This window comes from Acinetobacter sp. T63 (assembly GCF_053852345.1).
Map to the genome: position 1 here is coordinate 97112 of NZ_CM132659.1, position 23321 is coordinate 120432.

Consider the following 23321-nt stretch of genomic DNA (forward strand, 5'->3'; position numbering starts at 1 on the left):
ATATCAAGGAGATATAGGAAGTTCTTGTTCCCGAAAATCCATATTTACAACTGCTACAAATTTTCCATTAGGTTTGACATTTATCGTAGCAGGAATAGGCCATTGCATACTTTGACCACTCAGCACATAACCCATGAGTCCTTTTTGGATGGGTGTTTTTTTCCCCTGCGCATCAACATAGGCAAACTGGCTAAAACGTTTATAGTGCGGAGACAGATTAGTAACCGTTAATTTGTTCGCATTGTATTTAAATGTCATGCCATTGAGCGAGGTTACACCTTGTTGAATGACATCAGCGCTTGAGGCCTTAAAAAATACAGGAATTGAATATTTCAGCAACAACTGAAGACCACTTTGCTTTTCTGCTTGAGGGTTCGGTAGCTCATCAACAATCAAACGATAAGCTTGCTCAGATAAGTTATTGCTTGCAGTACTACGAATAAGACGAACCAACTGTCTTTGGCCTGCGGGAATCGTCAATACCATTGGGCTTGCGATCAGATCTTTAGATGGGGTTAAAATATCTTGATTATTGGTTTGCGTCCAAGCATTTACCCGAACTTGACCTTGGATGGCTTCATCCCCAGTATTGGTTAACCAAAGTTCTTTGACTTTTTCTTGAGGCGAAAATTCCAATAAAATAGGCGCAACCTGCAAACTGGCAGCATGCGCCTGTGTCAAAAAAATACTCGTTGCCAATATACCTAAGCTACACTTACGCAGTACATTTGACCAACGCGACGTATTTTTCATGCCGATACCCTTATTCGTGAAGAATATCCTTACGATAGCAAAAATTAATACGTTACTGTAGCGGTAACCGTGTCGATATATTTACCTGCTCGAACATTTGTTGAACCAGATACTTTTGCAACAACAGGAATAGCCTGTAAGCTACCTGAACCTACACCAGAGTATAGATTACTATTATTATCCCACTGGCTTTTGTCACTCGCATTTTGGAATAACTGATATGCGATGCTAGATGAAGTATCTGTCTCATGTGTCATTTTCCCACTGCCTGCTAAACCCACTTTATATGGTGTTTGGCTTGTACAAGTAACATTTAATGTTCCTGTTTTATCATTTGCAGCCACAGCACTGTTTACACTACCAAAATCAATATCAGTGGCATTGATTGCACAAGTAGAAAGCACTTCAATTTTCACTTTAAAGTCAGCAGTTGCCGTTTTTGAAGTGGTAGCCGCATTTGCCTGTCCAGCTAAAATTAAACCAGCAGAAGCCAATAATGCAGTAGTAAGAAAATTTTTCATATAACGACCTAAAACTATTAAATTAGATAATCAAAAAGCAATCGCTATGAATACATTGCTTTTTTATAGACGCTTTTTTATAGAGGAATGCTCGTGTATAAATAAAGCAGGTGCAAACTCTATCACATTTTTCAAAATTTTCAATAGTTATGTTGTTTTTTTGCATATGAGCCGTACCCCAAATTAAGCAGAAATTGGAAAATAGGGCTTTAGCTGGCACTGTTGCAAATAGGCTGACATGATAAGCTAAATATCTTATTTATTTCGAGATACAGCAGATGAATCCCTTCCATGGTCGGCACTTTCAAGGTGAAATCATTCTTTGGGCTGTTCGTTGGTATTGTAAATATGGCATCAGCTATCGTGAACTTCAAGAAATGCTCGCTGAACGAGGTGTGAATGTTGACCACACCACAATTTATCGTTGGGTTCAGCGTTATGCTCCAGAAATGGAAAAACGCTTACGCTGGTATTGGCGTAATCCTACAGATTTACATTCATGGCATATGGATGAGACTTATATCAAAGTGAAGGGGCGATGGACTTACCTGTATCGTGCAGTTGATCAACGTGGTCATACGATTGACTTTTACCTTTCCGCTAGACGGAACAGTAAATCAGCCTATTGTTTTTTAGGAAAGATCTTCAATACGGTGAAAAAATGGCAAATTCCACGGGTCATCAATACAGATAAAGCAGCGACCTATGGCCATGCTTTATCACGGTTAAAGCGAGAAGGAAAATGTCCAGTAGATATTGAGCACAGGCAGATTAAGTATAAAAATAATGTCATTGAATGTGATCATGGTAAGTTAAAGCGGATCATCAGGGCCACATTAGGATTCAAATCTATGAAGACGGCTTATGCCACAATTAAAGGTATTGAAGTCATGCGTGCACTACGTAAAGGACAAGCATCGTCATTTTATTATGGTCAGCCTCAAGGTGAAGTGTGTCTAATCAACAGGGTTTTCGGTCTCTAAGCACTTTTTAAAGGGAACATCATCGACTCAAATCTCTATTTGCAACAGTGCCCATTCAGCGAATGCAAAAATTATAATGAGTTACTCAGGTAGAGAAAGAACAACAGCAGAAGATTCTTTATACTATTTAACAATCTGTAATACCGTCACAAACTTAAAAAGTGCTGAGACATTAATTATAAATAGTCCCGAATATCAACTAGATTATATTAAAAATGAAGTATTACCTAGTATTCGACAGAATTTAGATTTATATACACAAATGGCAGCAATGCTGAACGGAACTGACTTTGAATGTAAATAAGATGAAACTAAGAACTGTCCTTCTGCCTTTATTAGTTTGCTCAACAGCTCAAGTCAAGCCATTTGGACGTACAGACTTCATCCTAAAAGATCGTATTATTCCTATTATAGAATAAAATTACAGAAAATTAGATCTTTACCTCACTCAACAAAGTAAATAATTAATGTTATTCTAATATAGTCAAAAATTTATTTTTATTAATAATATGAAAAAAATTGCAATAATGAGTATGCTTGCTATAGCAGCAAGTTCAAGCTTTGCTCAAAAGATGACTGAGCAACAGTTCAATAAGCAGGTTAAGCTTTATCAAGAACAAATATCTAAAGATGAAATAGAACTTAAAAATAGAGAGTATCCATATAATGTTCAAAATATTGCTGCCTATCAGCAAGCACTATGTAGAATTTGGGATACTAAAATGAAAATAGTTGATCTAACTGCTGATAATCGTGACATTAACGGTGCATTAGATCTAGGGAATAAGACAATGGAAGAACTTATACCTGCTGCTGCTGGTATGCGGAATGCTACTAATAGAACCTATGCACAATATTGTCGAGATATACAAATTTTAATTGATGCTACAGGTATTCAAAAGTAAAACACAACATATGGTGTTTCTAATATACCTTAACCACAGCATATAGTTAACGTTTAGATGCTGTTCTCAATCATATTCAACAACAGCATGAAGAATTGGAACAGCAAAACAAACGCAATCGTTCTCAAAAGATGCCAAGCAGACGTGCACAGAAAACAGCAATTCAAGAACGAAATCTAAATCCTGTGCTTGACTTGGAAATGTCTGTATAGGACATTTCTATTTGGTTATTAGGTAGGACATTTCTACTTGGGAATAACACTTTTTTGAGTTATCTTTGAAGTTCAGTATCTTTATCTAAAATAATAAACATTGAGCTATCTATGATCCTCAAAACCTTTGTAATTTCTATACTAATTTTATGTCCAATGACATTTTTTTATTTTGTCACAGAGTCTCGGAATGGATTTATTCCTATAGAAATGTACTTTGGTTTTCCTATATTTGTGGGAGCTATCTATCCATATATCTTTTTAAAATTTGGCTTAAAAAAACTTGAGGTCATATTTTTAGGAGGTGTAATCAGTACTTTGATCTGCCTAGTTTCCAATTTTATGTATAGTCGAGATTCATTTGGAATTATTACAGCAGGAGCAATGGCCTTGATATACCTGATGCTTTTTATTCCCCCATATTTGGTTTCTATGCTTTGGTTAAATGGAAAATATAAGCAATAAAAAAGCCCGACATCCTGTCGGGCTTTTTCGTATTGGTTCGCTTGGCATAACTCCTGTCGTGCCGCCGATCCTTGTGCGATTATTTATTTTTATTCTGCGGAACGTCCTGTTCTCTTATGACTTCATGATATTGAATAGAAGGGGTTATGAATATCCGCAAAACCCCTAAATTCATGTGCGCTCAGGCGTACAAAATTGGTGAATTTTTATCCCAAGAGTTGTCCGCAGAAATTGGGGATAATTTAAGCCAGCGCTGTGTTGATAACGCAGAGAAAAATGATAAATTGATTAAAGATTGATCAAATTTATTGGCAAGAAGTATCAAAATTGCTTAAAAAGAAACCGACTTGTTTCCAAGTCGGTTTTTTGTTGTTTTTCAGGGGGTGAAAAATTTTTAACTATATGAAAAACAAGGATATTTTAAAAAGCATTTCGTATAAGCTGTATTATGTTAATTTTAGGAAATCTTAGTCTTTAGCTAACATAATCTTCAGTTGATATTACTTGAGCATATGCAAATTCAAAAGCGGCCATTAATGTTGCATGAACATGACCAGCAGGTACTTTAACGCCATTAAATTCCAAGTCTAGTGTTGCACAAGCATCATGTATCACTTTTACCTTATAACCAAAATCAGAAGCAGCACGAACAGCAGCATCAACACACATATGGCTCATAGCACCAATCACGACTAACTCAGTCACTTGATTGCTATCTAAAATTTCTTTGAGATTCGTGTTTAAGAACGCATTGATGTGATTTTTAATGATCACAGATTCATCTTCTTGCGGCTTAACTGTGTCCTGAAATTCAATACCATTTGAGCTAGGTTCAAATATAGGAGATTCAGCATCAGCAATATGTTGGACATGAATCACTTGAGTACCCTGTTTACGGGCCTTCGCAATTACTTTCACTGCATTAGCAGCAGCTTGTTCAATATTTACTAAGGGTAATTTACCTGTAGGTAGATATTCATTTTGTAAGTCGATAACTAATAAAGCTGATTTTGACATATCTGTTCCTTTACTTAACTAATATTTGTTTTGTTCTACTTATGTTTTAAAGAAGTGGAATGCTTCCACTTCTTTAAGTCACTTTAGAAAGAAAGCGTTTCACCATCGATAGGAATTAAAACCTTATCTTGGATTCCTTTGTCCTTTACGTAATCTGCAAGCTTAGCACGTGTTACCGACATGTGGTTAATTGCATCCATGTGAACAGCAACCACTTTAGCATTTGGTGCTTTCTGAGTTGCATGATAAGTATCTTCTTTGCCCATAATAATGGATTCTTTAAAGCCATCAACCAAGGCGTTACCTGTATTCAAGACAATCACATCAGGTTTAAATGTTTGAATCGCTTGATCAACTTCAGAACGCCAGATGGTATCTCCTGCCACATAAACAGTTTCATGGCCAGCAGCTTCAAATACCACACCCATTGCTTCACCTAATCCAGCTTTAAGCTTAGGAATACGGTACATGGCATCAGTACCGTGTTGACCACCAGTTTTAGTGAGCTTAATCCCTTCAAAGGTCGCTTGAGTTAATACACGAACATCTTTGAAGCCTTGTGACTGAATGATTTTCTGGTCTTCTTTATTCTGTACAAACAACGGCATGTTTTTCGGAATAGTCGCTTGTGCTGCATCATCCCAATGATCTAAATGGGTATGGGTCACGATTACCGCATCTACACCTTCTAAAATCGTTTCGGGCTTGATAGGCAAATCGACTAATGGGTTCCGTAAATAGCTACGATGAGTATCAGGAAAACCTTCATAGAATCCTTTTTTAGCAAACATTGGGTCAATTAAAAAAGTCGTATCAGCATAGGTTACTTTAATCGTTGCATTGCGAATTTCTTGTATATGCGTAACTTTAGAAGTATCTCGCTGAACCACCTTATCATTCGCATATAAATGGACTGAAGCCATTGCCAGAGAGAGTGCAATAACAGAGCTACTTAAAATTTTATTCATGTTCCAGATCCAATCATTTAGTCATACTCGAATCATGATAGGAAAAATTAAGCAATAAAATTGTCCTTAAGGACAATCATCGAAACTATTGGGACAACATGCTATATTTATTATTTTAGAGAGGTAGATTGAATGGCTATACCAGTGATTGGATTGTTCGTATATCCCAATATAAATCCATTTCACTTCTCTATCCCCCATATCATTTTCAATATCAAGATTGAAGATAAACGCTTATTTGATCTGAAAATTTTTTCTATAGATGGCCAGCCCGTAACAACAGAACAGTCTATGATGATTATCCCTGATGGTGGGGTCGAGCTCATTAAAGAGTCGGATCTTATTATTATTCCTGGGTGGGATGATTTTAATCACGAGCCTGAACAAGTACTTATCGATGCCCTAAATTGTGCATATCAGACTGGAATTAGAATTGTAGGGTTATGCTATGGAACTTATGCACTGGCATATGCTGGTTTACTTGACCATAAAAAAGCAGCTACGCACTGGATGGCTGAACAAGATTTCAGTGAGCGGTTTCCACAGGTTCAACTTGATCATGATGCCCTGTATGTAGAAGACCAAAGGATTGTAACCTCTGCTGGAACAGGTGCAGCATTAGACTGCTGCCTATATTTGGTACGAGAAATCTATAATGCACGAATTGCGAATAAAGTCTCTAGAGTAATGGTGATCCCGCCTCACCGTGAAGGTGGGCAAGCTCAGTTTATTGAACAGCCAGTCGCAGAATCGAGCCAAGATGCACAAATTAATGTATTACTTGATTTTTTAAGAAAGAATTTAGCTTTACAACATAATATTGAAAGCCTCGCTGAACGGACACATATGACACGCAGGACGTTCACACGGCATTTTAAGAAAGCGACAGGCATGACCCTAGTCGATTGGCTGAATACTGAAAGAATCAGATTAAGTTGTGAACTTTTAGAAACGACAAACTTGTCTATCGAAAAGATAACCGAGCTTTCAGGTTTTAATAATACCGTGTCATTTAGAAAAAATTTTCGTGAAAAATATGGCACCAGCCCTCAGGCATGGAGAAAAGCTTTTGGGATCATTAATGAAAATAATCCACCCATTTAACATAATGGGCATTATTCGAAATTTATGGAAAATAGTATTATTTATCAATAATTTATGATATAAAAAATCGGGTGCGCAAACCCAAAAAGTCGATTTAGAAACAAGTCGGCTTTTTTCTATTCGATCCTGGCATCTTTCGCCAATCAATTTGTTTAAAAAATAGTCTTTTTTTGCGGTTTTTCCTGATTCTATCAGGTGTCCAGGGCAAAAATTATCCCCAATTTCTGCGGATAAAGCCGGGACAACTTTTAGCCAGATTTGTACGCCCTGGCGCACAAACATTTAGGGATTTTGCGGCTAGGGGATCTGTAGTTTTTTGCTTATGATGAAGTCATACAGGAACAGGAAGTTCCGAAACATACAACAATAATGATAAGTTCAAGCACCAGGACGTGAGGTAGAACAGCAGCCTACCTAGCAGCCTACCTAGCAGCCAAACACGAAAAACCCCGATATGTCGGGGTTTTTTATTGTCTAACTATGGTAATTAGTTAGTGGTATCTAATTGGTTCTGATTGATAAATTCAATCAGCGTATTCTGAATAAATTCTTCTAACTCAATACCTTGCTCTTTAATTAAGTTTTCAGCCTTTGTAATCGTTTCGCTATCTAATTCAAATGAGATTTCTGCTGAAGTCGATATCAATAAATCATAGTTGTTTTCTACGATTTTTCTAAAGACTCCCTCTGGATTATTCTTTAAGGGCACGTTGAAGGACAGTCGAAGAGCGCTGTTAATAATTTCAACATGGGTATATCCAATATGTACTGTACTTTTTCCTACAAATCCTAAGTGTTTCATAATGATTTTTAAATGTAGTGATAGCAATATCATCATACCTGAAGTAAGGATCAGAAAATATTCAAGGTGTTTCAATTAAAGATGATACTGAGCTTGATGATCTTATGGTTGATATTGTGGAATCACAAGACGAACACGAAATTTTGGCTTTAAAAGTTTCAGATTTTCTGAAAATTTAAAATAACCACAAAGACACCAACAATTCGACGTTAAAATAAGTCGGCTGATGCAAATTCTGACAAATAGATGAGCTAATTAAACATTATATTCAGCTCATATTGTGAGCCGAATATATGCTATATTTAACTCATCTTGGAACGATTCGAGTTATAGATTGAAGATGCAGGAATGGATTTGGCAAACAGAAAACTGGACAAACTTCACATGGCAAGATGAAATCATCCTGCCTAAAACTAGACAAATACATCAAAAAATAGGAATTCTTCTTGGGCAAAGTCAGCATGATTTAGCGAAAGAACAATTTACTTTAGATACTCTACTTGCCAATCTAGTTGCTTCATCAGCGATTGAAAATGAAACTCTAAATGTTTTTTCATTGCGATCATCTCTAGCTCGACGTTTGGGCGTTACTCTTGAACAACCTTATCCAAGCTCAGACAGATCAGAAGGTCTAGCGAATATCATGCTCGATGCGCTTAACAATGTGAAGCAACCGCTCACAGTTGAACGCCTCATGCAATGGCATCGTTGGCTTTTCAATGACCCGGATTGGACAATGCAACGTTTACGCATTGGTCAACTCAGAGGCTCAGAACCTATGCAGGTCGTTTCAGGTCGATTGGATTATCCTACGGTACATTTTGAAGCTCCTCCTAGAGAGGGGCTAGAAAGTCGCTTAAATGCCTTTATCGAGTGGTTTAACCATAGTCTGACCGATTCCTTGCTTGACCCCCTTTTACGCGCAGGCATTACTCATTTATGGTTTGTGACGCTACATCCTTTTGATGATGGTAATGGTCGTATTACACGTACACTGACAGATCTTGCCCTGGCTCAAATGGATGAACAGAGCATTCGTTTGTATGCCATATCTCCTGCGATATTAAACAAACGCAAAAGTTACTATGACATCTTGGAGCAAACCCAAAAAAATGATTCCAGTATCACAGATTGGCTGGTCTGGTTTTTAGATACCTTGAATGACAGCCTTGAAACAACCTTAAAGCGGATCAATCGAACTTTATTTAAAAGTCAGTTTTGGCATAAATATTCTAGTTTAGACCTGCATGAAGGGCAACGAAAGGTTTTAAACCGTTTATTGGATGGCGGGGAAAATGGCTTTGAACATGGCATTAGTGCCTCACAATATCAAAAGGTTGCTAAAGTCAGTAAGGCAACAGCTACCCGCCACTTATCTGACTTGCTTGAAAAAGCATGTATAGTCAAATTAGAAGGTGGTGGACGTAACACACGTTATCAAATCAATACTCAATTATAGAAAGACAAAGAGATTAACTATGATGAATTACTTTGCACAGGATCCCTTCTAGGTAATGTTACCTAGGAGGAATCATGAAAAAACTGAAATATCAGTACCAACAGTCTATCAAAGCACATCCTCATGATTATTTTTGGAAAAAATATCCTAATCTGAGAAGTGTTTATTTTAAAAAGTTCAGTACGCAACAAGAAAGAAGTTTTTATTTCATGCATTGCATTGAATATAAAGACTATCCGCTCAAAATACGTGTTGCCCGTGGTAGTGGTTTGCCCTATGTTTGGGATGATTTCCCGACTTATGTCTATAAATTTTCCAAAAGTTGGAAGCACAATTCCAAACGGAAAAACCAGTACTATAAAGAACATGCGAAATGAGAGCACTTGATAAGCTTACTGGATAAAAATTGAAGTCTGACCCGTTTATCCTCAGCGCAAAATAGTCAAATCTTGATGAGAGGCTTTCAGCACATTGTGGACATACATGGCAATGCTCCAGATTTTCCAAACAATTCTATGCTTTGAAATGAAAGCTGTTATTTTGTAGGATCAAATGACCGCATTCCGTATTTTCTTTCATGTCAGAAACCCAACTCAGTCTCAGTGAATACCTGACCACCGTACAGGAAGTCATCCAGCTGACTTTCGATGAAGCGGTATGGGTCAAAGCCGAGATCCGTAATCTCAGCATCAAAGGCGGGCATTACTATCTGGAACTGGCAGAGAAAGATGAAGACAGCCATAAAGTGATTGCCAGCTGTAAAGGCACCCTGTGGAAATTCACCGCACAAAAAATCGTGTTAAGGTTTGAACGGGAAAGCGGCATTGAACTGTCCAGAGACTTGAATGTCCTGATCAAGGTCAAAGCCAAATTTGATCCGCAATATGGTTTCTCCGTCAATATTGAAGATATCGACTCCAGCTTCACCTTAGGTGACATTGCCAAACGCTATCAGCAGATCCTGCAGCGCCTGACCCAGGAAGGCCTGCTCAATAACAACAAACAGCTACCGGCACCTTTTGATTTGCAGAACGTACTGGTCATCGCCCCGGAAAATGCCGCCGGGCTGGGAGACTTTAAAAAAGATGCCGATGCCCTGGCTCAGGCGGGTGTCTGCCACTTCGTTTATCATTCAGCCACCTTCCAGGGCAATACTGCCCCAACCAGCATCATGCAGGCTCTGGCCAGTGCACTCAGGCAGTGGGCTCAAGATTACCAGACCGCTCCCGACCTAATTGTGATCATCCGTGGGGGTGGAGCAGTGAATGATCTGGCGTACCTGAACGACTATGATCTGGCTGCACTGTTGTGTAAAAGAACAGTGCCGATCTGGGTGGGCATTGGCCACGAGAAAGACCGCACCATTCTGGATGAAATCGCGCATCGCTCCTTTGATACCCCAAGTAAAGTCATCGCCGGGATCCGTAACCTGATTGTCGAACGGGTCAATGAAGCCAGTACTGCGCTGCAAACCATCAAACTGCTGTCCCAGCATCAGCTGACCGCCTATCAAAGCCAGAATGACCAGTATCTGAAAACCATCCAAACCCTGGCACAAAGCCAGCTCAATGATGCGCAGCGTAGCGTTGATCTGCTGAAAAGCGATACCCAGTATTTTGCCCAGCAACAGCTGCGGCAGGCTGTACAGCAGACCGAATCCCTGATGCGGGAAACCTTGCTACAGAACCCACGAAACGTGATGGCTAAAGGCTATGCGATTGTCCGCAGTCAGGGCAAAGCCATCCGCTCAGTGCAACAAATCACTGGCCAGCAACTCCAGATCGAACTCCAGGATGGCATGATTGATGCCACCGTGACACAGGTAAATACACATGAACAATGAAGAACTCAGTTTCAAACAGGGCTACGAGATTCTGAAGAAGAATGCCGAACTGCTGGAATCGCAGGAAGAACCGGATATTGATAACCTGATGGCGATCGTTGAAGAATCCATGACCGCCTACAAAGCCTGCAAATCAAGGATTGAGGCGGTTCAGCAGGCGCTCAATGACACCTTTAAGGAATAGAAAAAAAGCCTAAGGACCATAAAAACGCTTTGTCTGTTCAGTACGTATTCCTGTACTTAACTGTATAAAACCATGTGTTAGGTACAAAAATATGGACTTAACGATAACGATCAAACCGGATCTGAGCACTCGACCGATTGAACAGGAGAATACCGTCCGTTACTGCAATCCATGCCGGTCTACCTATCAGTGTTTTGAATCTCGTGAAAAACCCCGTGTTCATCTACCTGCATGTGTGGAATCGGGGTATGGGTCAGTTCTGCGATCGCAATCAGGTTTGCGGACATTTGCTTGCCCAATAACGCTCTAGCTTCCGTTACTTTGTCAGAAACTTCACTGGCTTGAGCTGATTCTTCTACAGGGATTTCGTCCTTTGTTGTTTTAGCCATGCGATTTAAGCCTCCTGAGTTGCTTGCAATATGATGAGCTCAATGTTTTACCATAGCGATATGAGTATCTTCCCAGCAGCGATCCGTCCGCAATAGGGGGGCTGGATAGATGTCCGGTTGTTAATTGTCACCTGTTTAACCTAAAAAGGGGTGTTGGCTTAATGGGTAATTTTCAATAATCCCTGCCAGCTGAAATAGTTCTGGGTCAGATGTGTCCGGTTCATCGACCATTTCCGCTGTGGTAAATAACACGATCCCACTGCCAGTTTAGTCTTGCCATATCTGGCTTGCACGGCTTCTAAAGCCTGCATCAGCTGTTCGTTGCTTTCACGCTGGCGATGGTCTGTAAGCAGATCAGGCACATAGCGGGTCTTGCTGACCAGACCGGTCAGAATCACCCCACATTTTTTATACTTTACCTCTGGCTTATAGATGCCTTGCAGTAACTGCATCGCAGCATGAATCAGATCAAGTACACAGTCCGTGGGTTCCGGGAATTCAAAGGCCAACGATTTGCTGTAATACGCTGTGTTTTGATCAAAGGGATTGGATTGCACAAAAGCAATGATACAGCCACACAGCGAGGCATCCGCACGCAAGCGCATGACTGCATCTTGCACATACTTACCCATGGCTTCTTTCAGATCATCCAGCTCAGTAATCCGTTCTCCAAAGGAGCGGCTAGCCACAATCTGCTGCTTGGGTGCAGGAGCATCCTCCAGTTGCAAACAGGAGATGCCCTGTAATTCCAGCACCGTGCGCTGCATCAGCACTGAAAACAAACTTCCCATGCGATGCGCATCCTGCATGGCCAGATCCAGTACCGAATGGATGCCCATCTGGTTCAGCTTTTTGACCAGCTTACGTCCCACACCCCAGACTTCACCCACCTCAATTCCAGCATACAGCGTTTCCTGATCCAGATAATCCAGCTCCAGCACATTGCATACGCCTGCAAAGCCAGGCCATTTCTTGGCAAGGTGATTGGCTAGCTTGGCTTCGGTCTTGCTGCGACCAATCCCGATGGATACCGGCAACCCGATCCAGTCCCAGATCCGCTGTTTCATCTCTCTGGCATAGCGGGTCAAGTCAAAATGCTGTGCATAACTGGTTAAATCCAGAAAACATTCATCAATCGAATAGATTTCCTGTTCATGCGGAGCCACATAACCGGCCAAAATCGAATGGAAGCGATTGGACATTTCCGCATACAGGGCATAGTTGCTCGACAGCACCACCACTTGATGCTGCCGGACAATGTCCTGAACCTGAAACAACGGAACACCCATCTTGATGCCCAGGGCTTTGGCCTCATTACTGCGGGCCACTGCACAACCATCATTATTGCTCAGCACAATCACTGGACGGTGATTCAGGCTGGGATTAAACACCCGTTCACAACTGACATAACAGTTGTTGATGTCGATCAGGGCATAAATCCGCTCGGGGCTGTTCATCTGAACTTCTTGATGACACTGGTGACTACACCCCAGATCAGCAGGGTCTGACCGTCTTTCAAATGGATATCCGCATAATCCGGGTTTTCCGCCTGTAACCAGCGTTTGTCGCCTTTAATCATCAGTCGTTTGATGGTGAAATCATTGTCGATCAGGGCCAGAACAATATCACCATGCTTGGGCTCAATACTGCGGTCCACGATCAGCTTGTCCTTCAGATCAATCCCGGCATCGCGCATGGAAAGCGATTCCACCTCAACGATAAAGGTAGCCTGCTGGTTCTGGATCAGGAACTCGTTCAGATCCAGGGTCTTGTCGATATAGTCTTGGGCTGGGGAAGGGAAACCTGCAGCCACCTTTTGCAAGGCAACCGGAATCTCATAATGTGTTCTGGCTTCAACCGGAGTAATCGAAGCAACATCATTGCGGGCTGGTTTTTTTATCTGATCCAGATACTGCCTGATCTCCAGTACACGGGCTTCGGGAACCCGGATCACTTTGGTTGGGCCTTCATGAACTGGTTTGCGACCAGCACCTTCACGGGCACCACCATGCTGAAATTCATCCATTTTATTTGTTCATCTTGATTGTGTAACATAATCAAGATGGTAAAACAGCAGTGGAAAAAAACAACTCCATTCGTCGGATTGTGTTCTGAATATCTATCTCACCAGAAGGTGGTTATAGATTACTTAGAGCAATCAAACTTGAGCTAAAAATTATTTGCAGCCCAAGCTGTTGAGGTTCAACTTCTACTGCAGAAGGTTTAAATCAAACCTGAGGGAACATGCCACGTGCATAAGAAAAAGGGCACTGTTGCAAATAACCACTAATGGTAAGCTGAATCCTCTTTTAGCTAAAGGTGCAGCATATGAATCCCTTCCATGGTCGGCATTTTCAGGGTGAAATCATTCTTTGGGCTGTATTTGTCTAGGAAAGTGGTGGCTATTCAGGGCATGGTTCAAGCATGACTTGAGTAATACTCGGGCTGTGCTCATGATTTGCTTGAGCATTACTTGCGGATTTTCCCCAACGTGCTTGGGCTGCATTTTTAGTTTTATCAGATTTGATTTGAAATCAAAATATGTATAAGTTTTTGTAGTTCTCAGATTATTTTAAGTCATTTTGGCTTTGTTGCATAAATATGTAAGCATCTGATTTAAATAAATTTAATTTTGGATCAAAAACAATCAAAACTTTTAAAATCATATAGTTATGAAATCTTTGTGCAACAAAGCCATGTCGATTTGATCCGCATTTATCTAATCAGATTTATGATCTAGATGTGTATTTCAATCAGCTTTCATATAAAAAAATTAATTTGAATGGATTGGGGAGAATTCACCTTTTGAATGTTTGTGTAAAAAAGCTGTTTATTTATCATATTCTGAAAATATTTCTTCAATTTCATCCCACTGTGGCAATTTACAATTTTTTTTATTCACTTCGAATTGTAAACCAACACCATCAAGCACACGTTCAAATATGTCAAATGAACCTGTAAAACGGCCATTTTCCATCTCTGAAATTGTTGTTTTATTGACTTTAGTTTTTTCTGCAAGACTTTTCTGTGTGTGGCCCAATCCTTTTCTGGCCAAACGTATTTTTTTACCTATTTCACCTCGTGTAGCCATTTTTTGCTCCCCAAATTTGTTAGCTATATAGCAAACTTTTAACTAATAATAGTTAATGTTCGCTATATAGCAAACTTTTATAATGACTCTTGAATGGCTAAATTGAACTTATAAGATTCAATTTAGCCTCGAATTAAGTTAATAGAATCCGTATATGTATGGCAGTTATCAATAATGAGACAGTCATATACCTCTTGAGAAGAGGAACTTCATATGCCTTGAATTTGAATGATTAGACAAAATTATGACTTTTAATTTTCTGTGTAATGAAGCTTTGTTTTATTAATATTTACCCTGAAGCCGAAGTCCTTCGGTTACGTTTAATACAGTGGTTAATCCCTCAGTAGTCTGAATCTGCTCTATCGGAATGCCTTTGGTTAACTTACTTGGTGACTTCATAAAATGTTGCATCCATTTAGTCTCTCCACCAGTTAGAGCATCTAGTGATATCGCAATACGAATTAAAATAATTGCGAGTTCTCCCTGACTTGAATCTGGATCTAACTCAAGCGAATTTAAAGTTTCCATTGAATCTAAATTGAGAACGATGGCAAGCTGCTCCTGTGTCAAACCAAGTTGCTTTGCGGAAGATAAAACAGCTTTAGCTAATACCTTTTTTTGTTTTGCAATTTTTTCTGATGTTTTATGCATGACTGATCTCAGTTTCAGACGTTGCTGATACCTAGAGTTTATACTATTTGATTATCGTTTCTCAGAGTTCAAATTTTTATTACAAACAGCTTAAAGATGAGAAACTATCATGAGATACATCAGTAACTTGAATACCCCAAGTGCTTTTACATCTTTACTTTTGAAGCAGAACTTAATTCGCCTTTCATTTTCATTCAGGCTGAAGTTTTTTGAACCTAATTTCAAACCCTGTAATGTATTCTTGAGCTGTTCTTTGCTCTGTTTAGAAAGTTCGAGGTGAAGATATTCTGTTGGAAACAGTTTACTAATAAAAGACAGAAACTTTTTCAGTTGACGTTTTTCATTTATTTCAAAAATGAACTGAGCAGAATTGGGCTGAACTTTTTCAAGATAAATTGAGTAGATCGTATGAAGCTGTTTTTTATATTTACTTTGTACATTTGCATAACGCTCCTGGACATGGTGAATGACCTTTTTCTCCTCGTGATTGGTTGGCAACATGGTAACTAATGCAGCAGGAGTTTTCCTTAAAAAATCTGTGGTAAATAACCTCGATGATTTTTTTTGGTTTACACAGGAGGTTTTCAAATGCAGAGCTCTGGCACGTAATTTTTGCGCGATTTGCAAAGGAATGGCTTCAGGTAACAGAAGATCTTGCTCTTTTTCTACTGCAAGAATGTGATGCAATAGTTCAAAAGTCATCTCTGAGTCATGAGCTCCTAGCATCAGTGAATCAGGCGATTTCTGTTGTTCTGGTTGATATTGATGATCATGTTGCCTGTAACGGTCTTTAGTGAGTTGATCAAATAAAAACTGTTTGATCGCCCGTTGCTGTACAGGATATTTAATAGCATCATCATGTTTCAGAATATTGAAATAGGCTTCTTTAGGGAGTGGACTTTCGATTTGATTCAGTTGGTAGCTAATTGCCAGGTGCATTAAATGCAGATAGCTTGAACAGGTCGTTTCAGGGGTTAGGTGCCCGGCAAAATGAGAAAGTGCATACCAGGTTTGCTGAGTATTTCTGTTTCGTAGCAAGGCATAACGGATACGTAATTGCTCATGTGGGCTATAGTCAGTAAATGCATCTGCAAGAGTTGAGTTTTTTAAAACCAGGTAAAGATGATTAAATGCAGAATGGCGCAGACTATGGTAAGTAAAATTGTGTTCTCCAAAAACTGGCTGGATCAATTGTTTCAATAGGGAATTCACTTCATTTTCATGAGTTTCTTCTAAGGACTGTTTTAAAAACAGCGGTTGTGCAACTGATTTTCCTTGTTCTTTTAGCAGACGTTTTCTATTCTGACTATATGTTTTAAATGCATGTAATTCGTCTGCTTTAAGTAGATGATGCAGAGGAATCTTGCGGTAAGCAGAGTAGCTTTTTTGATTTTTATTGCGATTGTTGCGAATGGTGAGCATCACAGCATCTTCACTAATAAATAAATCACGTACAAAGATATTCAATGTTTCATTGATCCGTAGTCCGACTCTGAACCCCAGAATAAAAATCAGTTTAAATATATTTTTATCCTGAATCGAAATATCTTGAGTATTTTCGAGCTGCTCTAGCATGTGGTGAAAAATATGGGGCGAGATCAATGCGGTTCTGCAGATTTTTACCTGGATTAAATTATCCAGATCAACAGTGGGTGCGTTAAAAAATAAGGTCTGTTTGTGATGAAACTCCTGTAGACGTTTTTGTAAAGTCGCTCTAGTTGTTTCTTTCTTTAATAGAAGCATTTCTCCATACAGATCTTCAAAATCAGCATCTGAAAATGATGAAATATCTTTGTCTTGCGTTGCCTGCAGCCAATGGACTGCAAATTGTGAAAACATGGTTTTTAGAGAGCTTTGTTTAATTGGCTGAAAATCTGCGCGTATAAGCTTGCGCTTAAATCGTTGCTGCTGCTGAATAATATGATTGAGAAGGTCCAGTTGAGGTTCCGTTACTTTTGAGCGTAGAATGCTCCACAGCAGCAAACGTTCCAAGGCTGGAGATTGTTCTTTAGCATATAATTCTATGAGTTGATCGCTATAGTTTTTTGCACGAATAGCTTGACGTATTTCTACTAAAATATCGGCTATATCTAATGCAATAGTGACTGTAGACTGGTCCTGAGGGTTCTCATAAACTTTCTGAATCGTATGGGTAGGCGTGGGTTCAGGTTGAATAAAATAAGCTGCTAATTGTTTTTCAAGAGGACTGGAACTGTAAATTTCATTTTTTAAGATACAAATGGACATTTGATCCAGTCCGCTGTTTTTCAGGAACTGTGTATAGTAAAAACCGTATTTTAACAGGTCTTTACAACCCACCTTCTCTTCAGGGAAGCATTCAATAATACAAGCGTTAATCAGATTTTCTGCATCTTCAATATCTGAAAATAAATCAAATTTTTGATGTTTTAGTCTGTAGATCCAGCATTTCACAATGTCGTGTAGCACAAACGTTTTTGTATAGCTGACTGAAAAATCAGGGTCATTTATCCGCTGATTACCGAAATGCCGGTTCGGGATTTCGAGTGTAATCATATGATTTATATTTAAAAAACTTTGAAATTTCTTTGTTTTTAAAATGATTTTTAAAAACTTTTGCAGTTCGGCATGGTTATAAATGCCATTAAATAATATTGAACTGATCAAGCAGAAGCCAAGTGATTGGGTTGGACTGAAGTCATTATGTCGTGTCCAGTAAGCAATCATATTTTTGGCAAATTGAGTAACTTTTTTACCATGTTTTAAGGTTTCAATATTTTGTAGTGGCAGAGACCTTTCGTGCCTCACGGGGGCAGCAGGCACCGGATAGTGGTGATCCGATGAAAGATTAAAGCGCTTGATATATTTAGCAAATTCTATACGTGCTATTTGGTAGCTTCGGATATTGGATTTACAGCGCTCTAAAAGCCGGTCATCAATTTGTCGATAAACTTCAGGATAATTTTCAGGTGTCATCTTTGAGCATTTTTCGCTAAATAATTGCAGAAGAAACGCTTTTCTCTCTCTATGTTTCTTTAATCGTTTGAGCGAGTGAGGATGTTTGCTCATGTAATCATTATTCCTGTGAAACTTGACATGCTTTTAAGTTCTAAAATTTCGACCAGCTTGTCTTGTGCTGTTCTGATTTGATCGTAATCAGTCGCCTGAAAAGCTGAATAGCGGTCAAACAGTTCCTGCATAGCTTCGTCATGATCAAAGATGCCTTTTATTAGATCTTCATTGCAGTATTGGGCAAAAAAATAGCGAGCGAAGTGGCGGGTCCAATTGCGCTGTAATGCTATTTCAGTACAGTATTTTTGAATATCAGAAAGTTCCAGATTTCGGATATATCCTTGTGGATCGTAAAATAATAGAAAGGGGCGTTCCCCCTCGAAGACCTCTTGGATTGCTTGTACTTGTTCTTGCGACAGATAGGCTTTAGTGAGGTGCAGAAAATGTTTCAAATACTTTAGGTAATGCTGTATTTCATCACGAAGAAAATTATTAAAAGGTAAATAGCGTCCAATGGTGCCCGAATAACGCTGCTCTTTATCTGCAACAGCCATCAATTGGTTGTCAAGGTCAATATAATCTAGATTGGGTGGGAAGGACTCACTCGGCCGTGCTGAAGTTATCAGCATGCAAATATGCCACAGCCAGATTGAATAATGATTTAAAGTCTGAAAGGGATTGGGATTATTCCGAACTTGGTGGTCAAGCTGGTAAAAAAAAGACTGGACGAATGGGAGATTAGGTGTCTGCTGGCTACCAAAAGAATGCGGATTGCTGAATTCTTCAAGATATTCAGTTTCCAGTTGAGGAACAGTCAAAATTAGAGTTTGAGTATAAATATCAAAAATATCTACGATCTGTTTTGAAAAGTAATGGCATGGAATATAGTGCTGAACACTTTCTCCATTCAGTAATTTGCTTTCCAGCTCATACCCCATTTCATTCAATGCAATATCACTGAGTAAGCGAGGAAGATTTTGTGATGTTAGCTGGAAGGTCAGCCCTTTATTAATTTTTCGTAAATACTCCTGTATCTTGAAATCAATCTCAACACCATCCATTTTTTTCAACTGACTTAGATTTTCCAGATAATATTGAGGCAGAGGAATCGTAAAAGAATTCACGGTATTCAACCGATGTTTTCTTAAAACAAAATCCTTGAATTTAGAGACTTCAAAGCTTTGCTTAAAGAAACATTTTTGGGGTTGCAGTGATACTTCTTTGTTTTTTGTACTGACTCGTAAATTTTTTTGAAATACCGGCAGATCTTTATAATGAGTAAGACTGAGGACTGAAAATAAAAGCAGGGTATGAATTGGAGAGTTTTCTGCCTGTTCTAATAAAATTTGCATAATGTACTGTGCGGTAGGCAAATCGAAGACCCGAGGATTCGGCTTGCTCATTAGCTCATTCTTGTTTTGATGCAGAATTTTATTTTTGAGATTATTGATCTGAGCTGTAATAGAACATTGCTCTAGTGAGTTAAATTCAAAATTATGATCTTCAACTTTTTCTATAGTTTTATCCTCAGGTGGCTGTTTTGCCACACCTCGCTCAAAATGAGTTTGATATGTTTTTTCTCCATCAAGTGAAATTCTTAATGTCTTTTTAACGTCAGTTTGAGACGGTTTTTGGGGGGGTGGATTACTTTGACGATTTCTTTTTTGACGTTCTGATTGAGTATGCGCATAGGTATAAATAACGCGGATTTCTGCCAATTGGCCCATTTCCGTTTTCTCTAAACTCTCTTTAGATTTGTCAAATAATTCCCCATTCTCAGTCTCAGTATTTTTTAGAAATTTAACTAGCTCTTCTAATTCAATCGGAAGAGACGGTAAAAAATTGTAAAGCCAATAGTATTCTTTCTTTGTACTTGCTAAACGAAAACGCCTACATAGATTAGCTACAGTTGCTGTATGTTCTTTACCATTCAGTAACTCGATACATTGAGTATTGAAAATAGCCCATTTCAGTGCATTTGATTGATATGCTGATGGAGTGTTGATCAGTGCCAAGAGATAATGCGCCAATGGATATTTACTAATCGATAGATCAGTAGGATGCTGAGTCATAATTTTAATTAGTTTAACGACTTCAGTTGGTTGGATGAAATCATTCAGCTTAAAGAAGTCCTGATCATTTTTCAGTTTTGCTTCCGCCAGTGCTTGATAGAAGTCTCGAAATGGCTCAAGCTTTAATTCTTGAGTATCTTCTAAATAACTATATCCGTTCATTATGCAATTCCCTCCAGAATCTTTTCTAATGACAGTGGGCCGGCATAATTTGAAACAGAACTTACTGGACTTTTGGATTTAGACAGTCCTGATAATTCTCGTAGATGATCGATAGTTAAAACTTCATGACCGAAAACGTCCTGAAGATGTACAGCTAAGTATTGTTCATTTAGCCAATTTGAAATGACGTCTAAGCCATGAATTGATTGATGTAATCCGGAACACAGTAAGGCCCTTACTTCGCTTAAAGCCTGGATGGTGAATTCGTAGGAATTATTTTTCTCATAAGCTCTGAACTTGAATTCATTTTTATTTTTGCTGTAAAAATAGGCATAGATCCAGCTGAAATGACTACTAAAAAAATAGAGGTCCGGTTTATTAGTTGTAAGGAGCGGGATGTTGATATTCTGTTTAAAAGTAAAATCCAAATGATAGCTTTGCTGTTTTTCATTAAGTTGAAAAAATAAAGCGATCCAAACTTGGTAGGCGTGCATACAGTTTGGATAGCATATTAATTGCAGATTTTTTGCAGGTACGCGGTAATTGGGTATGCTTTTCTTTTTTACAGACATACAGTGATACTTCCCCATATTTGTGCCAAATGGCTGAAAATAAAACAATAATATTCATATAATTTTCAATAGGGGGTAATGGCTAAAAATACCATATATTGTGTTTTTAGATTATTTAAATCACTATATATAGTTATCTGTTGTTTGTAAAAGTGTGATTTAAATCAAAAATAAATAAGTTTTTTCTAAGCAGGGGACAAATTTAACTTGATTGATACCGGGAGCCGTATATGGAAATTAAACAACTGAAACAGGTAGAAGTCGTTACCGATGTTTTATGTGATGTATGCAACCAATCAACGAAATTGGAGTTTGGAACTTTATCGGCACATTGGGGCTATGGCTCCAGGCATGACGGGGAATGATATGAATTGCAGTTATGTGAAAAATGTTTCTTTTATGCCTTGGCAATATTGAAAAAAGAGCGAGCAGATGAGTTTATGTTTGAGGAAAATTTTGACCCTTCGACCCTAGAGAGGGTAGGCTTGAAGTGAACCTATCATCACGATAGGTTCTAAGAATCCAGAAAATACTGATTCATATCCACGCTAGCAGCTTCATTTTTAATGGCGAGTAAGTGATTCAGGAAAAATATTGTTCTTTGCTTCAAGGTCACTGAGTTCTGAAAAGGCTTGAATACCGCCTGCAGCTTTAATTCCATCTAAAGCAACAGATAGAGCTTCCTGATCTGACGGGAATGTTTCATCCCATACCGTAGAAGTACCATTTTGGTTTACCACTTCCAGTGTCCAGTCACTATCGGGTAATCGATAAATTAGAACTTCAATTTGCTCATTATCCTCTTTTAAAATTTGAGACAAGGGAGAATCGATTAAATCATTTTCATCATAATCCATAGTACTGTCATTATCAGACATCAGCGGCAGCCTTTATTGTATTTAACATCCGTCCATAGTAATGAATGAATTAAATTTTGCCTAGCAGTGGATATTATGGGGTACAAAGAATGGCTAAATTCAAAAAATAATTGCCCCGACAATAAAACAAAATAATCCAAAAATCACCCAAATCCAGACATTCAATTTGGGTTGCTCAGTATGGGATGTATAGAACGATTGCTGTTCCTGAGTAGGATTTTTTGGGTTGCCAACTCTGTTCTTATAGGGCTGGTGTTTTGAATAGGATAGGCCTGTGCCAGGAATACCAATGCTGGTTCGGGCGCCTTTTTTGCCAATATTTAACGAAGCACCGGGTTTGCCAATGCTTGCACTGCTTATACCTTTGTGTGTCAGATTAATTTTTAATCCAGGTAGCAGTTTAATACTCTTGCGAAATCTGAAGCCCATATTTTTTCCATTTACAAGAACCAGTTTGGTTTCTATCTCAGTTGTCCGGATACAGTGAAATAAGAGTTTGATTCATTCATAGGACTGATCATTTGACTTATCTAGTGAAAAATCAGTATGTTCTTTAACATAAGATATTGGCTTTTAGACAATGAATCAAACATCAAATTATTACAATCAACATGCTCAAGCATTTTTTGAAAATACCTATCAGGTTGAAATGGAAAGTCTTTACGCACCATTTCTAAGATATTTGCCGGAACAGGCATTGATCCTAGATTTGGGCTGTGGCTCGGGGCGGGACACTTTGGCATTTAAGAAAAAAGGCTATCAAGTTGAGGCAATTGATTATTCTGCCGAGCTGGTTAAAAAGGCCAGGGAGCTGACCAATATTGAAGTACGTCAGCAAAGTTTTTATGACCTAGCTGAGAATAATAAATACGATGGTATTTGGGCTTGTGCATCTCTTTTACATTGTGAAAGAGATCGCCTAACTGAAGTGCTGGGGCTTATATTCAAAGCATTAAAGCTAAATGGTGTGTGTTACATGTCTTTTAAATATGGCGATACAGACCGTGAGAAAGAAGGGCGCAGCTTTACTGACTTGAATGAGAAACAAGCTTACGACTTACTCAAACAAATAGATCAGGCTTTACTGTTACAGCAATGGATTACTGTAGATAAACGTCCAGACCGTACAGAAGAGTGGATCAACGTAATATGGAAAAAGCAATCACATGCTTTTGATTATTACCCACAGCGTTTATACAGTCGTGCCGAGTTAATGAAAGAGCCCTCTTTGATTCCTGCAGAACACGGGATTTATTTTTGGTGGTTCAAAACAAATCCACCGGGAATCCCAATAAAAAA

At 38.8% G+C, this 23321-nt stretch carries 25 protein-coding genes and 5 pseudogenes; 14 read left to right on the plus strand and 16 right to left on the minus strand.

The window, feature by feature from the left end; genetic code table 11:
• Window positions 1-3 precede the first annotated feature (3 nt).
• Both ACVLR6_RS00405 and ACVLR6_RS00410 read right to left on the minus strand, forming a co-directional pair.
• Window positions 4-753, minus strand: a complete 750-nt coding sequence (locus ACVLR6_RS00405; protein WP_411687863.1) for a fimbrial biogenesis chaperone — start codon at window positions 751-753, stop codon at window positions 4-6.
• 44 nt (window positions 754-797) lie between these two features.
• On the minus strand, window positions 798-1274 hold the full coding sequence (locus ACVLR6_RS00410; RefSeq protein WP_455995592.1) for a Csu type fimbrial protein: 477 nt from the start codon (window positions 1272-1274) through the stop codon (window positions 798-800).
• Window positions 1275-1552: 278 nt separating this feature from the next.
• Between ACVLR6_RS00410 and ACVLR6_RS00415 the strand changes: the two genes are divergently transcribed.
• The 6 genes and pseudogenes from ACVLR6_RS00415 (at window position 1553) to ACVLR6_RS00440 (ending at window position 4138) form a co-directional block, all read left to right on the plus strand.
• On the plus strand, window positions 1553-2257 hold the full coding sequence (locus ACVLR6_RS00415) for an IS6-like element IS1008 family transposase (RefSeq protein WP_001067790.1): 705 nt from the start codon (window positions 1553-1555) through the stop codon (window positions 2255-2257).
• A gap of 76 nt (window positions 2258-2333) precedes the next feature.
• Complete coding sequence (locus tag ACVLR6_RS00420) at window positions 2334-2561, plus strand: hypothetical protein (RefSeq protein WP_455995594.1); 228 nt, start codon at window positions 2334-2336, stop codon at window positions 2559-2561.
• A 205-nt stretch (window positions 2562-2766) separates the two neighbouring features.
• On the plus strand, window positions 2767-3162 hold the full coding sequence (locus ACVLR6_RS00425; protein ID WP_455995596.1) for a hypothetical protein: 396 nt from the start codon (window positions 2767-2769) through the stop codon (window positions 3160-3162).
• Between the two features lie 50 nt (window positions 3163-3212).
• Window positions 3213-3374 (plus strand): annotated as a pseudogene (locus tag ACVLR6_RS00430) (ISNCY family transposase); the annotation flags it as partial.
• A gap of 111 nt (window positions 3375-3485) precedes the next feature.
• Window positions 3486-3839, plus strand: coding sequence for a hypothetical protein (locus ACVLR6_RS00435; RefSeq protein WP_180134287.1), 354 nt, complete (start codon window positions 3486-3488; stop codon window positions 3837-3839).
• 146 nt (window positions 3840-3985) lie between these two features.
• A complete protein-coding gene (locus ACVLR6_RS00440; protein ID WP_180134288.1) occupies window positions 3986-4138 on the plus strand; it encodes a hypothetical protein in 153 nt (50 codons plus the stop codon).
• 175 nt (window positions 4139-4313) lie between these two features.
• Here the strand turns inward: ACVLR6_RS00440 and ACVLR6_RS00445 are convergent, their stop codons facing one another.
• The gene (locus tag ACVLR6_RS00445) at window positions 4314-4856 is read right to left on the minus strand and encodes a cysteine hydrolase family protein (protein WP_005176773.1); all 543 of its coding nucleotides are present in this window, start codon (window positions 4854-4856) and stop codon (window positions 4314-4316) included.
• 83 nt (window positions 4857-4939) lie between these two features.
• Window positions 4940-5824 (minus strand): MBL fold metallo-hydrolase, encoded by an 885-nt coding sequence (locus ACVLR6_RS00450; RefSeq protein WP_168414479.1) that lies wholly within the window; start codon window positions 5822-5824, stop codon window positions 4940-4942.
• Between the two features lie 132 nt (window positions 5825-5956).
• Here ACVLR6_RS00450 and ACVLR6_RS00455 point away from each other — a divergent pair, with 132 nt between their 5' ends.
• Window positions 5957-6928, plus strand: a complete 972-nt coding sequence (locus ACVLR6_RS00455) for a GlxA family transcriptional regulator (protein WP_004976500.1) — start codon at window positions 5957-5959, stop codon at window positions 6926-6928.
• Between the two features lie 487 nt (window positions 6929-7415).
• On the opposite strand, the gene ACVLR6_RS00460 is transcribed toward ACVLR6_RS00455, so the two are convergent.
• Window positions 7416-7730: a hypothetical protein gene (locus tag ACVLR6_RS00460; RefSeq protein WP_095706048.1), complete on the minus strand. Its 315-nt coding sequence runs from the start codon at window positions 7728-7730 to the stop codon at window positions 7416-7418.
• A gap of 59 nt (window positions 7731-7789) precedes the next feature.
• Between ACVLR6_RS00460 and ACVLR6_RS00465 the strand changes: the two are divergent.
• The 5 genes and pseudogenes from ACVLR6_RS00465 to xseB form a co-directional block, all read left to right on the plus strand.
• Window positions 7790-7909 (plus strand): annotated as a pseudogene (locus ACVLR6_RS00465) (type II toxin-antitoxin system death-on-curing family toxin); the annotation flags it as partial.
• A 161-nt stretch (window positions 7910-8070) separates the two neighbouring features.
• Entirely contained in the window at window positions 8071-9189 is a 1119-nt protein-coding gene (locus tag ACVLR6_RS00470; protein ID WP_180055193.1) for a Fic family protein, read from the plus strand.
• A gap of 74 nt (window positions 9190-9263) precedes the next feature.
• Window positions 9264-9566 (plus strand): hypothetical protein, encoded by a 303-nt coding sequence (locus ACVLR6_RS00475; RefSeq protein ID WP_127801937.1) that lies wholly within the window; start codon window positions 9264-9266, stop codon window positions 9564-9566.
• A gap of 200 nt (window positions 9567-9766) precedes the next feature.
• On the plus strand, window positions 9767-11032 hold the full coding sequence (gene xseA, locus ACVLR6_RS00480; RefSeq protein ID WP_016658934.1) for an exodeoxyribonuclease VII large subunit: 1266 nt from the start codon (window positions 9767-9769) through the stop codon (window positions 11030-11032).
• Window positions 11022-11216: an exodeoxyribonuclease VII small subunit gene (gene xseB, locus ACVLR6_RS00485; RefSeq protein ID WP_005180690.1), complete on the plus strand. Its 195-nt coding sequence runs from the start codon at window positions 11022-11024 to the stop codon at window positions 11214-11216. The genes xseA and xseB overlap by 11 nt, the downstream gene beginning before the upstream one ends.
• Before the next feature lie 179 nt (window positions 11217-11395).
• On the opposite strand, the gene ACVLR6_RS00490 is transcribed toward xseB, so the two are convergent.
• From ACVLR6_RS00490 to ACVLR6_RS00530, 9 genes and pseudogenes are all read right to left on the minus strand, one after another.
• Window positions 11396-11605, minus strand: a complete 210-nt coding sequence (locus tag ACVLR6_RS00490; protein WP_016658935.1) for a hypothetical protein — start codon at window positions 11603-11605, stop codon at window positions 11396-11398.
• Between the two features lie 158 nt (window positions 11606-11763).
• Window positions 11764-13062 (minus strand): Y-family DNA polymerase, encoded by a 1299-nt coding sequence (locus ACVLR6_RS00495; protein ID WP_016658936.1) that lies wholly within the window; start codon window positions 13060-13062, stop codon window positions 11764-11766.
• On the minus strand, window positions 13059-13631 hold the full coding sequence (locus ACVLR6_RS00500; RefSeq protein WP_455995600.1) for a LexA family protein: 573 nt from the start codon (window positions 13629-13631) through the stop codon (window positions 13059-13061). Before ACVLR6_RS00500 ends, ACVLR6_RS00495 begins: the two co-directional genes overlap by 4 nt.
• 382 nt (window positions 13632-14013) lie before the next feature.
• A pseudogene (locus ACVLR6_RS00505) lies at window positions 14014-14136 on the minus strand (DUF1376 domain-containing protein); the annotation flags it as partial.
• A 299-nt stretch (window positions 14137-14435) separates the two neighbouring features.
• Window positions 14436-14696, minus strand: coding sequence for a helix-turn-helix domain-containing protein (locus ACVLR6_RS00510; RefSeq protein WP_016658942.1), 261 nt, complete (start codon window positions 14694-14696; stop codon window positions 14436-14438).
• Window positions 14697-14978: 282 nt separating this feature from the next.
• Window positions 14979-15347: an antitoxin Xre/MbcA/ParS toxin-binding domain-containing protein gene (locus tag ACVLR6_RS00515; protein WP_016658943.1), complete on the minus strand. Its 369-nt coding sequence runs from the start codon at window positions 15345-15347 to the stop codon at window positions 14979-14981.
• A gap of 90 nt (window positions 15348-15437) precedes the next feature.
• Window positions 15438-18395 (minus strand): tyrosine-type recombinase/integrase, encoded by a 2958-nt coding sequence (locus ACVLR6_RS00520; RefSeq protein WP_180088733.1) that lies wholly within the window; start codon window positions 18393-18395, stop codon window positions 15438-15440.
• Window positions 18392-20572, minus strand: a complete 2181-nt coding sequence (locus tag ACVLR6_RS00525; RefSeq protein WP_180088735.1) for a hypothetical protein — start codon at window positions 20570-20572, stop codon at window positions 18392-18394. The genes ACVLR6_RS00520 and ACVLR6_RS00525 overlap by 4 nt, the downstream gene beginning before the upstream one ends.
• Window positions 20572-21066 (minus strand): hypothetical protein, encoded by a 495-nt coding sequence (locus tag ACVLR6_RS00530; RefSeq protein ID WP_168396133.1) that lies wholly within the window; start codon window positions 21064-21066, stop codon window positions 20572-20574. The genes ACVLR6_RS00525 and ACVLR6_RS00530 overlap by 1 nt, the downstream gene beginning before the upstream one ends.
• A 308-nt stretch (window positions 21067-21374) precedes the next feature.
• Between ACVLR6_RS00530 and ACVLR6_RS00535 the strand changes: the two are divergent.
• Window positions 21375-21638 (plus strand): annotated as a pseudogene (locus ACVLR6_RS00535) (hypothetical protein).
• Between the two features lie 69 nt (window positions 21639-21707).
• On the opposite strand, the gene ACVLR6_RS00540 reads toward ACVLR6_RS00535, so the two are convergent.
• Window positions 21708-22022 (minus strand): hypothetical protein, encoded by a 315-nt coding sequence (locus ACVLR6_RS00540; protein ID WP_016658948.1) that lies wholly within the window; start codon window positions 22020-22022, stop codon window positions 21708-21710.
• Between the two features lie 99 nt (window positions 22023-22121).
• Window positions 22122-22451, minus strand: a complete 330-nt coding sequence (locus ACVLR6_RS00545; protein ID WP_127801939.1) for a DUF4236 domain-containing protein — start codon at window positions 22449-22451, stop codon at window positions 22122-22124.
• Window positions 22452-22602: 151 nt separating this feature from the next.
• Between ACVLR6_RS00545 and ACVLR6_RS00550 the strand changes: the two are divergent.
• A pseudogene (locus ACVLR6_RS00550) lies at window positions 22603-23181 on the plus strand (class I SAM-dependent methyltransferase); the annotation flags it as partial.
• Between the last annotated feature and the right edge of the window lie 140 nt (window positions 23182-23321).

What these genes read in the sequence shown, in the direction of transcription:
- ACVLR6_RS00470 (WP_180055193.1), top strand. Translation starts at nt 8,071, where the DNA reads ATGCAGGAATGGATTTGGCAAACAGAAAACTGGACAAACTTCACATGG.
- ACVLR6_RS00500 (WP_455995600.1), bottom strand. Translation starts at nt 13,631, where the DNA reads ATGGATGAATTTCAGCATGGTGGTGCCCGTGAAGGTGCTGGTCGCAAA.
- ACVLR6_RS00515 (WP_016658943.1), bottom strand. Translation starts at nt 15,347, where the DNA reads ATGCATAAAACATCAGAAAAAATTGCAAAACAAAAAAAGGTATTAGCT.
- ACVLR6_RS00530 (WP_168396133.1), bottom strand. Translation starts at nt 21,066, where the DNA reads ATGCACGCCTACCAAGTTTGGATCGCTTTATTTTTTCAACTTAATGAA.
- ACVLR6_RS00420 (WP_455995594.1), top strand. Translation starts at nt 2,334, where the DNA reads ATGAGTTACTCAGGTAGAGAAAGAACAACAGCAGAAGATTCTTTATAC.
- ACVLR6_RS00455 (WP_004976500.1), top strand. Translation starts at nt 5,957, where the DNA reads ATGGCTATACCAGTGATTGGATTGTTCGTATATCCCAATATAAATCCA.
- xseA (WP_016658934.1), top strand. Translation starts at nt 9,767, where the DNA reads ATGTCAGAAACCCAACTCAGTCTCAGTGAATACCTGACCACCGTACAG.
- ACVLR6_RS00525 (WP_180088735.1), bottom strand. Translation starts at nt 20,572, where the DNA reads ATGAACGGATATAGTTATTTAGAAGATACTCAAGAATTAAAGCTTGAG.
- ACVLR6_RS00475 (WP_127801937.1), top strand. Translation starts at nt 9,264, where the DNA reads ATGAAAAAACTGAAATATCAGTACCAACAGTCTATCAAAGCACATCCT.
- ACVLR6_RS00450 (WP_168414479.1), bottom strand. Translation starts at nt 5,824, where the DNA reads ATGAATAAAATTTTAAGTAGCTCTGTTATTGCACTCTCTCTGGCAATG.
- ACVLR6_RS00460 (WP_095706048.1), bottom strand. Translation starts at nt 7,730, where the DNA reads ATGAAACACTTAGGATTTGTAGGAAAAAGTACAGTACATATTGGATAT.
- ACVLR6_RS00435 (WP_180134287.1), top strand. Translation starts at nt 3,486, where the DNA reads ATGATCCTCAAAACCTTTGTAATTTCTATACTAATTTTATGTCCAATG.
- ACVLR6_RS00405 (WP_411687863.1), bottom strand. Translation starts at nt 753, where the DNA reads ATGAAAAATACGTCGCGTTGGTCAAATGTACTGCGTAAGTGTAGCTTA.
- ACVLR6_RS00545 (WP_127801939.1), bottom strand. Translation starts at nt 22,451, where the DNA reads ATGGGCTTCAGATTTCGCAAGAGTATTAAACTGCTACCTGGATTAAAA.
- ACVLR6_RS00445 (WP_005176773.1), bottom strand. Translation starts at nt 4,856, where the DNA reads ATGTCAAAATCAGCTTTATTAGTTATCGACTTACAAAATGAATATCTA.
- ACVLR6_RS00440 (WP_180134288.1), top strand. Translation starts at nt 3,986, where the DNA reads ATGAATATCCGCAAAACCCCTAAATTCATGTGCGCTCAGGCGTACAAA.
- ACVLR6_RS00415 (WP_001067790.1), top strand. Translation starts at nt 1,553, where the DNA reads ATGAATCCCTTCCATGGTCGGCACTTTCAAGGTGAAATCATTCTTTGG.
- ACVLR6_RS00520 (WP_180088733.1), bottom strand. Translation starts at nt 18,395, where the DNA reads ATGAGCAAACATCCTCACTCGCTCAAACGATTAAAGAAACATAGAGAG.
- ACVLR6_RS00490 (WP_016658935.1), bottom strand. Translation starts at nt 11,605, where the DNA reads ATGGCTAAAACAACAAAGGACGAAATCCCTGTAGAAGAATCAGCTCAA.
- ACVLR6_RS00540 (WP_016658948.1), bottom strand. Translation starts at nt 22,022, where the DNA reads ATGTCTGATAATGACAGTACTATGGATTATGATGAAAATGATTTAATC.
- ACVLR6_RS00410 (WP_455995592.1), bottom strand. Translation starts at nt 1,274, where the DNA reads ATGAAAAATTTTCTTACTACTGCATTATTGGCTTCTGCTGGTTTAATT.
- ACVLR6_RS00510 (WP_016658942.1), bottom strand. Translation starts at nt 14,696, where the DNA reads ATGGCTACACGAGGTGAAATAGGTAAAAAAATACGTTTGGCCAGAAAA.
- ACVLR6_RS00425 (WP_455995596.1), top strand. Translation starts at nt 2,767, where the DNA reads ATGAAAAAAATTGCAATAATGAGTATGCTTGCTATAGCAGCAAGTTCA.
- ACVLR6_RS00495 (WP_016658936.1), bottom strand. Translation starts at nt 13,062, where the DNA reads ATGAACAGCCCCGAGCGGATTTATGCCCTGATCGACATCAACAACTGT.
- xseB (WP_005180690.1), top strand. Translation starts at nt 11,022, where the DNA reads ATGAACAATGAAGAACTCAGTTTCAAACAGGGCTACGAGATTCTGAAG.